Here is a 12,774-nt window from a genome sequence, read left to right on the forward strand (position 1 = left end):
CCTCTTCTTGTTAGGCCCAGCGACGGGGTCGCAGAACTTTTTGCTTAAGGAAAGATATGCATCTGATAGTTGATGGAATCAATATATGCTAGGGCCTAGCATAATGTAAAGCGCTTTCTTGGTAATTTTGCTTCCAGGTGTAATACTCCTTGGGCCGGGAGCAGATAATGGATGGGTACTCGCGTCACGGCCCGTTGTATGAAATAATCCTCTTACAACCCGCATGCTTTCTGTCGCTTGGCACACAGTTCTGCCAGAGATTGGTAAGCGAATGTAAATGTGCAAATGAGTGCGCCAAACGGCGGGTGAAACACAGGAGTGAAAGTCGTGTCCGAACAGAAAAAACCGATCCGCGTCATGCTTGCGGACGACCACCCGATCGTGATGACCGGGTTTGCGATGTCCCTGGAAGCGGCCGGCATGCAGGTAGTGGGTCAGGCCAAGACCCCGAGCGAGGCGGTGGCGCTGTATGCGGCGCAGCAGCCCGACGTTGTCATCCTCGACATGCGTTTCGGGACCGAGCTGACCGGCCTGGATGCCGCGCAGAGCATCCTGAAGGACGACCCGCGCGCCAGGATCATCTTCCTGAGCCAGTTCGACCAGGACAGCCTGATCAAGGAAACCTACCGCATGGGCGCGCACGCCTTCGTCACCAAGGATTGCGACCCGTCCGACCTGGTGACGGCGGTGCGCCATGCGAACGACGGCAAGCTGTACTTCCTGCCGCAGATCGCCTCGCGCCTGGCCAGCATGGCGGTGCGCGGCGACGTGACGCCGCAGTCGCAGCTGGACGAACGCGGCCTCGAGATCTTCAAGCTGATGGCCGAAGGCATGACCAACGCCGAGATCGCCGAGAAGCTCGACCTCTCGACCAAGACCATCAGCAACATCAGCCAGTCGATCAAGGAAAAGCTGGGCGTGCATCGCCAGGCCAACATCACCCTGCTGGCCGTGAAGCACGGCCTGATCGAGCCTTAAGACAGCGATGCGCCTCCCGACGTTCCTGCGCGCGGCCGTGGCCGCGCTTGCGCTCCTTGCCGGCGTGCTCCAGCCCGTAGGGGTGCAGGCTGCCGACCAGGCGCGCAAGGACGAAGAAGTCACCGGCTTCCGCTTCCAGATCCTGACCGGCGACGACAGCGAGGTCACGCGCCGCATCGCCGAAGACCTGTACAAGCGCCTGGTGCCCACCTTCGCCGCCTTCCGCACCGAGCTGGGGCAGCGCCGCCGCATGCTGTATGTGGCGATCGGCCCGGCCGCGCTGCGCGACGCCGTGGCGCGCCGCTGCGACTGCGTGATCATTTCCGCCTTCACCTCCAGCCAGGTGTGGCGCGCGCTCACCGACAAGACGCCGGGCGTGCGCGCCGGCCTGACCACCGCCGTGTATGCCGAGCCGGCGCCGGCCGACCAGCTGCGCCTGGCCGCGCTGCTGTACGGCCGGCCGGTGCGGGTCGGCGCCATCCTCGGCGAAGACACCACCTTCCTGCGCCCCGCGCTGGAGGCCGAGGTCGAGGTGCAGCCCTTCGCCGCCGGCGACGACATCAACCACACGCTCAACCGCATGACGCGCGCCGAGGTGCTGCTGGCAATGCCCGACGGCGACGTCTACAACCCCGAGAACGTGCGCAACATCCTGCTCTCGACCTACCGCCGCAAGCAGGGCGTGATCGGCTTCTCTGCCGACATGGTCAAGGTGGGTGCGCTGGCCACCACCTATTCCGAAATCGAGGACATCAACACCCAGGTGGCCGAGATCGCCGCCGCCTTTGTCGTCACCGGTAACCTGCCGCCACCGCAGTTCCCGCGCTACTTCCGCACCCTGGTCAACGAAGGCGTGGCGCGCTCGCTCGACGTGCGCGTGACCGACGGCGCGCGCCGCTTTGCGCACCTGCCGGCAAAACTGCCCGTGCGGCCGGCGGCCAGGCCATGAACCTGCGCTTCTGGCGCGGCTGGAGCATCGGCCGGCGCATGGCCTTCATCACCATGCTGCCGGTGACCTTCCTGTTCACCGCCTTCGTGTGGTATTCGTATTACTCGCATCGCGCGCAGGTGGCCGAGGAACTGGCCGAGCGCGGGCGCACGCTGGCGCGCGCGCTGGCCGAGACCAGCGAATACAACGTCATCTCGGGCAACCTGTCCGACCTGCGCCTGACCATCAACGGCCTGGTGCAGTCCGACAGCAGCATCTACCGCATCGAGGTGGTGGGAACCGACGGCACCCAGGCCGTGCGGGTCGATTCCGAATCGGCCATCGACGCCCAGCCTCACCATTACGAAGCGCCGATCAAGAAGCAGGTGGTGTGGATCAACCTGTTCACCGACAACGGCACGCCGCACGTCTCCGCCTCGAGCGACCTGCGTCCGCCCACCCTCACCACCGAGATCGTCGGCTGGGTGCGGGTGACGATGTCGCCCTCGAACATGATGGCCAAGCAGACCCGCCGCTTCCGTTTCGAGGTGAGCATCGCCGCGCTGGCGCTGGTGGTCAGCGGCGTGCTGGCCTGGGTGCTGGCGCGCTCGCTCACGGTGCCGCTGCGCGAGGCGATGGGCGCGTTGAGCCGCATCCGCAACGGCGACTTCCGCGTGCACCTGCCGGTCAATTCCGGCGGCGAGGTCGGCGAGCTGCAGGCCTCGATCGGCGAGATGTCGCTGGCGCTCGACGAATCCAAGCGCGACCTCGAAAACAAGGTGGCCGAGCGCACCCGCGACCTGCTGGCCTCGCGCAACGAGGCGCTGCGCGCCGACGCCGACAAGCGCAAGCTGATCCAGAAAGTGAACTCGATCATCGAGGATGAGCGCAAGAGTATCGCGGTCGAGATCCACGATGAACTGAACGCCTCCCTGATCGCCGCGCGCCTCGAGGCCCAGTCGATCGGCGCGCTCGCCGCCAAGGTCCCGCCGACCCCGGAGATCGAGGAGATCGGGCGCAAGTCGCAGGCCATCACCAAGCTCGCGCTCGACCTGTACGCCAATGGCCGCCGCCTGGTGCGGCGCCTGCGTCCCGAGGTGCTCGACATGCTGGGACTGCACGGCGCGGTGGAAGAGATGGTGCGCCACTACGACGGCAGCGCCGGCTGCGGTTTCGAATTCCACGGCGAGGGCGATTTCTCGCGCCTGTCGAACGAGCTGGCGATCTCCGCCTACCGCATCGTGCAGGAAGCCCTGTCGAACGTGATGAAGCACGCCCACGCCACCTCGGCCCAGGTGCGCCTGGTGCTGGACGAAGGCGCCCAGACCCTGCGCATCGTGGTCGCGGACGACGGTAACGGCTTCGACCCGGCCAGCGCCTCGGAAGGCATCGGCATCATCGGCATGCGCGAGCGCGTGTATGCCGTGCACGGCGTGATGGACGTGCGCTCCAGCCTAGGGGGCGGCACCGTGGTGGCGATCACGCTGCCGCTGCACGCGCCGGTGACCGTCACGCCGGTCCCTACGGTTTAACCCAACATATAAGTAACCATGTCCATTGAACAGCTGACGCCCTACGAACAGGGGAACCTGAACCAGACCACCACGCACGCCGACTGCATCGCCTGGTATGAAGACCTTGCGCGCCGCCACCCTGGAGTGCTGCGCTTCTACCAAGTGGGCGTGTCGGATGCGGGCGTGCCGATCCACGCCGGCGTGGTGAGCAGCGACGGCGTGTTCGAGCGCGACGAGATCAAGCGCGCCGGCCGCCCGGTCTTCTTCAACAACAACGGCATCCATCCGGGCGAACCGGAAGGCGTCGATGGCTGCATGGCGCTGGTGCGCGACTTCTGCGCCCAGCCGGAGCGCCTGGCGGCGCTGGGCAAGACCGTGTTCCTGTTCGTCCCGCTGTACAACGTGGACGGCAGCCTGAATCGCGCCGACACCTCGCGCGTGAACCAGGACGGCCCGGAGCAGTTCGGCTTCCGCGGCATGAGCCGCCACCTCGACCTGAACCGCGACTTCATCAAGTGCGACTCGCTCACCGCCCAGGTGTTCAACAAGCTGTTCACGGCCTGGGACCCGGACGTCATGGTCGACACCCATACGTCAAACGGCGCCGACTACAGCTACACCATGACCCTGATCCACACCCAGGCGGACAAGCTGGGCGGAGAGCTGGGCGACTTCCTGCGCGACACCATGCTGCCGGCGATGTACGCCGACATGGAAGCGCGCGGCTGGCCGACCTGCCCCTATGTGAACCCGCTCAAGGACAGCCCGGACCACGGCATCGTCGACTTCCTCGAGACGCCACGCTTCTCGACCGGCTACGCGGCCCTGCACCACACGATCGGCTTCATGCCCGAGACGCACATGCTCAAGCCGTTCAAGGACCGCTACGAGTCGATGCGCGCACTGGTCGAGACGGCGCTGGCGTTCACGGTCGCGAACGCGGAGCAGATCCAGGCGCTGCGCCGTGCCGCCAAGCAGGCCGGCCGTACGCGCCGCGAATGGCCGGTCCACTGGTCCATGGATGAGAACAATCCGTCGACCTTCCGCTTCAAGGGCTACGAGGCCGGGTACAAGCCCAGCGTGCTGGGTACCTATTCGCGCCTGTGGTACGACCGCACCAAGCCATGGGAGCGCGACATTGCCTGGTACAACCGCTTCCCGGCCGACGTCCACGTCCCGGCGCCGCGCGCCTACGTGGTGCCGCAGCAGTGGCGCGAGGCGATCGAGCGCCTGCAGTGGAATGGCGTGCGCCTGGAGCGCGTGGAAGCCGAGCGCATGGAAGAGGTGGACTACTACCACGTGGTGTCGGTCGCCTCGCGTCCGAACGCCTACGAGGGCCACATGTTCCATGACGACGTGGTGCTGGAAAAGCGCCGCGGCCAGGTACTGCTGCGCGAAGGCGACTATATCGTGCCGCTCGACCAGGACAATGCGCGTTACGCGGTCGAGACGCTGGAACCGCTGGGCCACGACAGCTTCTTCCGCTGGGGCTTCTTCAACAGCGTGCTGGAGAAGAAGGAGGCGTATTCGGACTACGTGTTCGAGGACCATGCGGCCGAACTGCTGAACGACGAGCCGGCGCTGGCGGCGAAGTTCGAGGCGTGGAAGGAGGCGAAGCCGGCGCTGCTGTCGAATCAGGAGGCGGTGCTGGACTTTATCTTTGCGAATTGCGAGCGCTATCGTGAGCCGGAGTGGAGGCGGTATCCGGTGTTCATGATCGGCTGATCAAATTAACGCCTTCCCTTTAGCGTGTAGACTGGCTTCTCGGTTTCTCCTTTCTCCACCATCGCCAGGACACGCTGCAGTTCCGTGCGTTCCTTGTCGTCCTTTGCGGAGGACAGCAGCTTGCGCAAGATGGCGGCGCGAGGCCGGGGTCAGGTCTGACATTCAGACACAAACTCATCCGCAGGCGAACGTTTCCTACAGTGCAAATGAAAATCCATATTGATGAGTGCGTGTCCGATTGTCAGACCTGACCCCACCTGCTGTTTATGGTGCTGTACTCCGCCGCATAGGCGGGAAACGACAACAGGCTACTCAACACGACGCCTGCGACAAACTTCATTTTGCCTGACATTACTTGCCTCCAAGTGAACCACTCATCGTTTGGTTTTGTGTGAAAAAATACGCGGGCTCGGTTCGAGCTTGAGTCCAGCACGAGGCATCCGCAGCAGGCTCACACACCGCTGCCTGCATCGACAGGTGCCGAGCTTAGCCGCTGACGGCACTACCGGAGGGCGCAGAAACGGCCGTGTGACGCGTTTTGGGTGAACCGGCCGGATACCAGCGCGCCCGCAGCCGCATGAACGGCGTCTCCACCACCCGATACAATACCCAGCCACCCAGGACGCCGGCCCCCATGACGGCCGCAATGGTCAAAGGCGAACCCGGGTCGATGTCCCTGCTGACCAGTTCCGGCCGCAGCGCCATGAACACCGGCTTGTGCACCAGGTAGACCGCATACGACCACAGCGCCAGACTGCCCGCACCGGGAATGCGCAGGCGGTTCAGCAGCGAGCCAGGGCTGAGCGCAGCGCAGGTCAGCAGCGCGAAACTGGCAGCGACCAGCGAGAACCCGAAGGTGGAAGCCATGAAGGCGCTCGGCGCCTCGTTCATCACACCGTAGAGGACAGCCGCCGCCAGCGCCAGGCCCGCCGCCAGCAGCGCGTTCCCGTGGCGCAGGACGCGCGCGAACACCGCGGGGTGGAAGTTCTTCAGCATGGCGATCGCCACACCCGGCAGCAGTTCGTCGAAGCGGCAGAAGCTCGAGTAGTAGACCGGCGCCGCGAAGACATCCTTGCCGTCCATGAAGGCGGCGCCGCGCGCCATCATGCCGGCGCCGATGGCGGCAAACAGGGCGCACCACAGCAGGTGCGGCGAGCGCCGGCTGCCGACCAGGGCCAGCACCGCCAGCGGCAACACCAGGTAGAACTGCTCCTCGATGCACAGCGACCATGAATGCGTGAAGGTCTCCCCGTAGTTCAGCCCGAAGTTCTGGGTGAAGGTGAGAAAACGCCAGGCCGGCGCCATGCTCTTGCCGGCGATCGGACTATCCGGCAGCAGCAGGTAGACGGCCAGCACCGCGTAGTAGTTCGGCAGCGTACGCAGCAGGCGGCGCGCGAAAAAACTCTTCAGGTCCAGGCTCTCGCCGCGCGCGGCAGGCGCCAGCAGCTGGTTGCCGATCAGGTAGCCGCTCAGGACGAAGAACAGGTCGACGCCGGCCCAGCCGATGCTGCCGATGACGCCGAAGGTCGGCGCCTGGCTGACGAAGCTGTTGTAGTGCGACATCAGGACCAGGGCGATGGCGAGCGCGCGCAAGGTGTCCAGCCCGGCGAGCCGGGCGGGTTTCGATTCAAGGGGCATCATGCGGATTGTTTGTTGAGTTGTTGTAGTGCTTCCGCCAGGGCGGGCATATAGCTGCGGCTGGCGCGCAGCACGCTGCCGTCGCGAAGGCGCAGCAGGGCGTCGCGGTTGGTGAGTGCGCGCAGTTCGGCGATCATGTCGAGCCGCACGATGGCCGAGCGGTGCACGCGGTGGAACTGGCGCGGATCGAGTTGCATGGCAAGCTTGTGCAGGCGTTCGCGCACCAGCCAGGTCTTGCCGTTCGCATGCAGGGTGGCGTAGTCGCCGTCGGCCTCGATGCGCTCGACTTCCGCAACCGGCACCAGCACGGTGCGCGTGCCGACCCGTACGCTGAAGCTGCGCACCATCGGCGCGGCAGGCAGCGCGCTACGGCCCTGGCCGCGGTAGGGAAAGGCCTGTTGTGCGCGGTCCAGGGCTTCGTCCAGGCGGTCGTCCTCGACGGGCTTGAGCAGATAATCCAGGGCGGCCAGATCGAAGGCTTGCAGGGCGAAGCCGTCGTAGGCGGTCAGCAGGATCGCCATCGGCCGCTGACCAGGGGGCAGCGCGGCCAGCACCTCGAGCCCGGTCTTGCCCGGCATCGCGACGTCGACGAAGGCCAGGTCGGGCCGCAGCGCCGCGATACCCGCGCAAGCGCTGTCGCCGTCGGCGAATTCGCCGACCAGCTCGAAGCCGCTGCGCCGCGCCAGCCTGAGCTTGACCGCCAGCCTGGCCAGCGGTTCGTCGTCGACGATCACGACCCGCATGTTCATGCTGCCGCCTCCATGCCGCGCAGCGGCAGGGCGATGCGCACGCCGAAGCGGCCATCGCGGCCCCATCCCGCGTCGACCCGGTGATCGTCGCCGTACAGGTGGCGCAGGCGTTCCCGCACGTTGGCCAGGCCGATGCCGCTCCCCGCGTTCACCGGCTGGCAGCCGTCGTTCTGCACGTCGACCAGCAGGTGCGTCCGATCACGCTCGAGACGGATGTCGAGCCGCCCGGGAACGGCCAGCGGCGCGATGCCATGGCGGATCGCATTCTCGACCAGCGGCTGCAGCATGAGGTAGGGCACGACGCTGTCCAGCAGGTCGGGACCGGCCTTCATCGTCAGGCGCAGGCGCTCGCCGAGCCGCGCCTTTTCGATCTCGAGGTAGGCGTCGAGCAGGGCCAGTTCTTCGGCGAGCGTATGCTCGTGGCGGCCGTCGTGCGCGAGGGTGGCGCGCAGGAAGTCGGACACGCAGGCGAGCATGCGCTTGGCCTCGCGGTTGGACTGGGCCGACACCAGCGCGGAGATCGCGTTCAGGGAGTTGAACAGGAAGTGCGGATTGACCTGCAGGCGCAGCGCACGCAGCTCGGCGTCGCGCGCCGCTGCCTGCGCCTGAGCGAGGCGCAGGTGGACTTGTTGCAGCGACAGGTAATAGGCCGCCACCGCATGCACCGCGCAGAACGCGATCAGGGCCAGCCAGCATCCGTCCAGGCCCTGCACCAGCTCACCCCACTGGTAGCCCGTTTCCAGCCCGAGCGAGATCGCGAGGCGCTGTCCCAGCACGGCGTTCAGGATGGACATCGCGTAGCTGGCCACCAGCAGCACCAGCGCCATCCGCAGCCAGTGCCAGTCGCGGCGCCACATGGCCCGCTGCAGCAGCGCCAGTGGAATCAGCCACGCCAGGCAGGCGACGAAGTACAGCGTGCGGAAGGCGGCGGCAAAGCCGTGGCCGAAGGCCGGCAGCCCGAGGATGGCCATGCAGGCGCAGACCGGCAATGCGGCCAGCACGGGGACGAGCAGGGGCGTTTCGACTTTCATGCTGGATTCCGGAACTGTCATCGTGCGATTCTATCGCCTTAGTCACCCATCGAGAACAGCATCGAGCTGATCTTCCAGCCGTCTTCGGCGCGCACCATCTGCCAGCTCTCGCTGCCGCGGTTGGTCACCTTGCCGTCTTCCAGAAAGTCGAAATCGAACCAGACCGAGGCGACGGCGCCGTTGGTGTCGATGCGCACGTTGTAGAAGCGTTCCTCGATCGGTTTATTGGAAGTCTGGACGAATTCGGCGAAGGACTTCCAGGTGGAGGGGAACACCTTGCGCGCCTTCGGGTTGCGCGCCTTGACCTTCGCCCAGGCCGCCTCGTCGGCGACCGACAGCCAGCTGTTGTGGTCCTGCAGGAACAGGCTGCCGAGGGTCTTGCCGTCACGGGCGATGATGGCGGCCTTGAACTGCTCGACGACCGCGTTGATCGCCGCCACGTCGGCCGCACGGGCGCCGGTGGCGGCGCTATCGGCGGCGTGGGCCGGGCCGGCAAGGCACAATGCGATAAGGATGGAAGAAAGCAGGGCGCGCATGGGAACTCCCGTGGTTGGAAAGTCCCCACCTTAGGCGGCGGCCGGACGGCGGTCCAGTGGAATGCGCCGACCCGTGCACGCCTTGCGGCAAAGCGGTGGTGAAGGCCCGTTGCCTACGCGGCGTTCACTTCGACTCCGCGATCCACCGGTCCACCTTCGCCTCCAGCACCGCCAGCGGCAGCGTGCCTTCGCCCAGCACGATCTCGTGGAACTTCGGCAGGCTGAACTTGCTGCCCAGCGCGTCCTGCGCGCGCTTGCGCAGTTCCATGATCTTCAGCGACCCGATCTTGTACCCCAGCGCCTGCCCCGGCCACACCATGTAGCGCTCGATCTGCGCGCGCGCCTCGGCTTCCGAGTAGCCCAGCGTATCCTGGAAATACTGGATCGCCTTGGCACGGCTCCAGCCCTTCGCGTGCAGCCCGGTATCCACCACCAGGCGCGCCGCACGCAGCATTTCGTCGTTCAGGTGGCCGAAATAATCTTCCGGCTTCTCGAACAGGCCCATCTCCTTGCCCAGGGTCTCGGCATACAGCGCCCAGCCCTCGGTAAAGGCATTGTTGCCGCCGAACTTGCGGAAGTTCGGCAGCCCCAGTTCCTGCACCAGCGCGATGTGGAAGTGGTGGCCCGGCTGGCCTTCGTGCAGGTAGAGCGTGACCATGCCGGTGCTGCCGTACAGCTTCGGATCGTTCACCACCGACCAGAACACGCCCGGACGCGAGCCGTCCGCGGCCGGCGGGGTGTAGTGGTCCGAGGCGGTGGCGCGCGACAGTTCCGGCTCCAGGCGCAGGTCGAGCGGCGCCTTCGGCATCAGGGTGAACAGGGCCGGCAGCTTGGCGCGCACCTTGGCGTCGAGGTCGCGATAGACGTCGATCACCTGCTGGTCCGAGGTGAAGGGCTTGTACTTCGGCTGCTCCGAGACCCAGCGCGGCAGGCCGGCGGCAGGACCGGTGTAGCCCATCTTCGGGCCGGTCACGGCATATTCGCCCTGGATGCGCGCCACTTCCTTCAGGCCGATCTCGTGGATCTGCTCGGGCGTGAGGTCGGTCGTCGTCATCGCTGCAGCGCGCGCGGCATACCAGGCGGCGCCGTTCGGCAGGGCGTTCCAGCCGGCGCTGCTGCGCGTCTTCGGCAGGTAGTCCTTCTCCAGGTAGGTCGCCAGGCGGGCCAGGGCCGGATTGAGCTTGTTGGCGATGGTCTTGCGGTAGGCTTCCCTCAGGCTGCGCTTCTCGGCCTTGGAAAAGCTGGCCGGCATGTTCTTGACCGGCGTGTAGAAAATGCTGTCCTGGGTCTTCTTCGCCACCAGCTGCTTGAACTGGGGCAGGGCCGACTGCATCGGCTCGCGCGGCTGCACCACGCCGCGCCGGACCCCTTCGCGCATGTTGACGATCGACTGGTCGATGTGGGGCACCAGCTGGGCCAGGCGGCTCAGGTAGGCGCGGTAGTCGCGCACCGTGTTCAGCGGCTGGGCGCCCTGGCCGCCGGCGTAGTTCGCCAGGATCACCGGCATGCTGACCATCTGGTCGATCGGGATCAGGTGTTCCGGGAAGGCGGCCAGGCGCAGTGCGCTGTCCAGTTCGAACTTGAGGATGTCGTAGCTGGTCTGGTCGCGGCTGCCGAGGCGCTCGCGCGGAATGCTCGACAAGCGCTTGAGGTAGCTGCGGTAGCGCGCGAACTGCTGCTCGCGCAGCTTGGGCGAGATCGACAGGCCCAGCTTGTCGTTGAAACGGCTGTCGCCGTTTTCGGTGGCCCATACCGGCTCGAAACGCGCCAGCGATTCGTAGTACTCGTCGGCCAGCGCGTTGATCGCACGGCTTTCCGGCGTTGCCGCGGCAACGGCGGGCTTGGGGGCGTCGGTTTGCGCGGCCGGAGCAGGCGCGCACACCAGCAGCGCCGCGGCGGACAGGGCCGCCAGCTTGAACATGGCTTTCATGCGTTCTCCTTGCGAATCAATAGCTGGCCAGCGGCGTCAGGGCGCCGTTCCTGAAGGTGTAGACCGTGACGGTCGTCTTCTTCAGGTTGCCCTTCGGGTCATAGCCATAGTTGCCCACCACGCCCTGGTAGCTGATGGTGTGCATGGCGGCGCCGACCTTGGCGGCATCGACGGAATTCGCCGTCTTCATGGCCTGGGCGATGAACCTGGTCTGGTCGTAGAACGACGGCGCATACACGTCCGGGTCGCGCTTGAAGCGCGCCTTGTAGGCGTCGATGAAGGCCTGGCCGCCCGGCTGCTTGGCGACGATGGCGCCGGCCTGGGCGCAGCGCACGTTCTCGCCGACGGCCGCGCCGCCGAGTTTCGCCATCTCCGGGCTGCACAGGGTGTCGCCGCCCAGGAGCGGCACGTTCAGGCCGAGCGCCTTTATCTGGCGCGCCATCGGGGCGCCCTGCGGCGCGTAGCCGCCGAAGAACACCGCATCGACGCGCTTGGCCTTCAGGGCGGTGAGGATGGCGGCGAAGTCGGTCGCCTTGTCGGTGGTGTACTCGTGGCCGGCGACCTTCATGCCGTTGCTCTGGGCCTGGCGCTTGAATTCCATCGCGATGCCCTGGCCGAAGGCGGTGCGGTCGTCGATGACGCCGACGTTCCTGACCTTCAGTTCCTTGGCCGCGTAGGCCGCCATCGAGCCGCCCACCTGGGTGTCGCTGGCGACGATGCGGAATACGGTCGGGTAGCCGGACTGGGTGATCTTGGGATTGGTGCCGACGGTCGACATCAGGATGCCGTTGTCGTTGTACACGCGCGAAGCGGGAATGGCCACGCCCGAGTTATAGGGGCCGAGCACGAATTTCACCTTGGCGTCGGCGAACTTCTGCGCCACCGTCACGCCCTGTTTCGGGTCGCCCTGGTCGTCTTCGGACTGCAGCTCGAAGCGCAGCGTATTGCCGCCGACCTGGAGCTTCTGCTTGTTCAGTTCTTCGATGGCGAGGCGCACGCCGTTCTCGTTGTCCTTGCCGGCGAAGGCATTGGAACCGGACAGCGGGCCGCTGACGCCGACCTTGACGACTTGTTCGGCGGCGTTGGCGCCGGTTGCGACGAGCAGCGCGGCCAGCGCGAGCGGCGCCATGTGCAGTTTGGATGGCATTCCTGGGTCTCCGTTTGTGTATAAAACGGACGCCATCATCGCATGAAACCCGCCAGTGGTTAAGCGGGTATCCCGTGCGAGATCAGCTCCAGCGGCAGCGCGGTGGTGCACTTGATCTGCTCCATCGAGAAGGCGGACGAGACCCCGGTCAGGCGCGCGGCCTTGATCAGCTTCTTGTAGAAGCGGTCGTACCCGGCGATGTCGGTGGTGACGACCTTGAGCAGGTAGTCGACGTCGCCGCTCATGCGGTGGAACTCGAGCACTTCCGGCAGCGCCACCACGGCCGAGGCGAAGCGCGCCAGCCATTTCTCATCGTGTTCGCTGGTCCGGACGCTGACGAATACCGTCACCGGCAGGCCCACTTTGTCGCGGTTGACGATGCTGACCCGGCTCTCGATGTAGCCCTCTTCCTCGAGGCGCTTGACGCGCTTCCAGCAAGGCGTGCTGGACAGGCCGACCTTTTCGCTGAGGCCGGAAATGGAGAGGGTTGCGTCCGCCTGTAATGCGGCAAGAATAGCGCAATCAAACTTGTCGAGTGAATTCATTTTCCCTATATCGATATATGGAGAACGTATATGCCAATTCCGCGCCATTAAGC

Annotated in this window: 11 protein-coding genes; 4 read left to right on the forward strand and 7 right to left on the reverse strand. The window is 65.8% G+C overall.

What is annotated here, in order from left to right:
* The first annotated feature begins 327 nt into the window (after positions 1-327).
* Genes AC56LK_RS11015 through AC56LK_RS11030 form a run of 4 tightly spaced genes read left to right on the forward strand, consistent with a single transcriptional unit; the run spans position 328 to position 5,145 of the window.
* A complete protein-coding gene (locus AC56LK_RS11015; protein WP_497184579.1) occupies positions 328-978 on the forward strand; it encodes a response regulator in 651 nt (216 codons plus the stop codon).
* A gap of 7 nt (positions 979-985) precedes the next feature.
* The gene (locus AC56LK_RS11020) at positions 986-1,927 is read left to right on the forward strand and encodes a hypothetical protein (RefSeq protein ID WP_497184580.1); all 942 of its coding nucleotides are present in this window, start codon (positions 986-988) and stop codon (positions 1,925-1,927) included.
* Positions 1,924-3,438: a sensor histidine kinase gene (locus AC56LK_RS11025; protein ID WP_497184581.1), complete on the forward strand. Its 1,515-nt coding sequence runs from the start codon at positions 1,924-1,926 to the stop codon at positions 3,436-3,438. The genes AC56LK_RS11020 and AC56LK_RS11025 overlap by 4 nt, the downstream gene beginning before the upstream one ends.
* Positions 3,439-3,456: 18 nt before the next feature.
* Positions 3,457-5,145, forward strand: a complete 1,689-nt coding sequence (locus AC56LK_RS11030) for a M14 family zinc carboxypeptidase (RefSeq protein ID WP_497184582.1) — start codon at positions 3,457-3,459, stop codon at positions 5,143-5,145.
* A 486-nt stretch (positions 5,146-5,631) separates the two neighbouring features.
* On the opposite strand, the gene AC56LK_RS11035 is transcribed toward AC56LK_RS11030, so the two are convergent.
* The 7 genes from AC56LK_RS11035 to AC56LK_RS11065 form a co-directional block, all read right to left on the reverse strand.
* A complete protein-coding gene (locus AC56LK_RS11035; protein WP_497184583.1) occupies positions 5,632-6,786 on the reverse strand; it encodes an acyltransferase family protein in 1,155 nt (384 codons plus the stop codon).
* Positions 6,783-7,532, reverse strand: coding sequence for a LytR/AlgR family response regulator transcription factor (locus tag AC56LK_RS11040; protein WP_497184584.1), 750 nt, complete (start codon positions 7,530-7,532; stop codon positions 6,783-6,785). The genes AC56LK_RS11035 and AC56LK_RS11040 overlap by 4 nt, the downstream gene beginning before the upstream one ends.
* The gene (locus tag AC56LK_RS11045; RefSeq protein WP_497184585.1) at positions 7,529-8,563 is read right to left on the reverse strand and encodes a sensor histidine kinase; all 1,035 of its coding nucleotides are present in this window, start codon (positions 8,561-8,563) and stop codon (positions 7,529-7,531) included. The genes AC56LK_RS11040 and AC56LK_RS11045 overlap by 4 nt, the downstream gene beginning before the upstream one ends.
* A gap of 38 nt (positions 8,564-8,601) precedes the next feature.
* Positions 8,602-9,099 (reverse strand): hypothetical protein, encoded by a 498-nt coding sequence (locus AC56LK_RS11050; RefSeq protein WP_497184586.1) that lies wholly within the window; start codon positions 9,097-9,099, stop codon positions 8,602-8,604.
* A gap of 124 nt (positions 9,100-9,223) precedes the next feature.
* A complete protein-coding gene (locus AC56LK_RS11055; RefSeq protein ID WP_497184587.1) occupies positions 9,224-11,029 on the reverse strand; it encodes a DUF885 domain-containing protein in 1,806 nt (601 codons plus the stop codon).
* Positions 11,030-11,045: 16 nt separating this feature from the next.
* Positions 11,046-12,176, reverse strand: a complete 1,131-nt coding sequence (locus AC56LK_RS11060; RefSeq protein ID WP_497184588.1) for a branched-chain amino acid ABC transporter substrate-binding protein — start codon at positions 12,174-12,176, stop codon at positions 11,046-11,048.
* Between the two features lie 59 nt (positions 12,177-12,235).
* Complete coding sequence (locus tag AC56LK_RS11065; RefSeq protein ID WP_436107968.1) at positions 12,236-12,721, reverse strand: Lrp/AsnC family transcriptional regulator; 486 nt, start codon at positions 12,719-12,721, stop codon at positions 12,236-12,238.
* Positions 12,722-12,774: the final 53 nt, after the last annotated feature.

Source organism: Telluria sp. ZB4P36 (assembly GCF_059685865.1).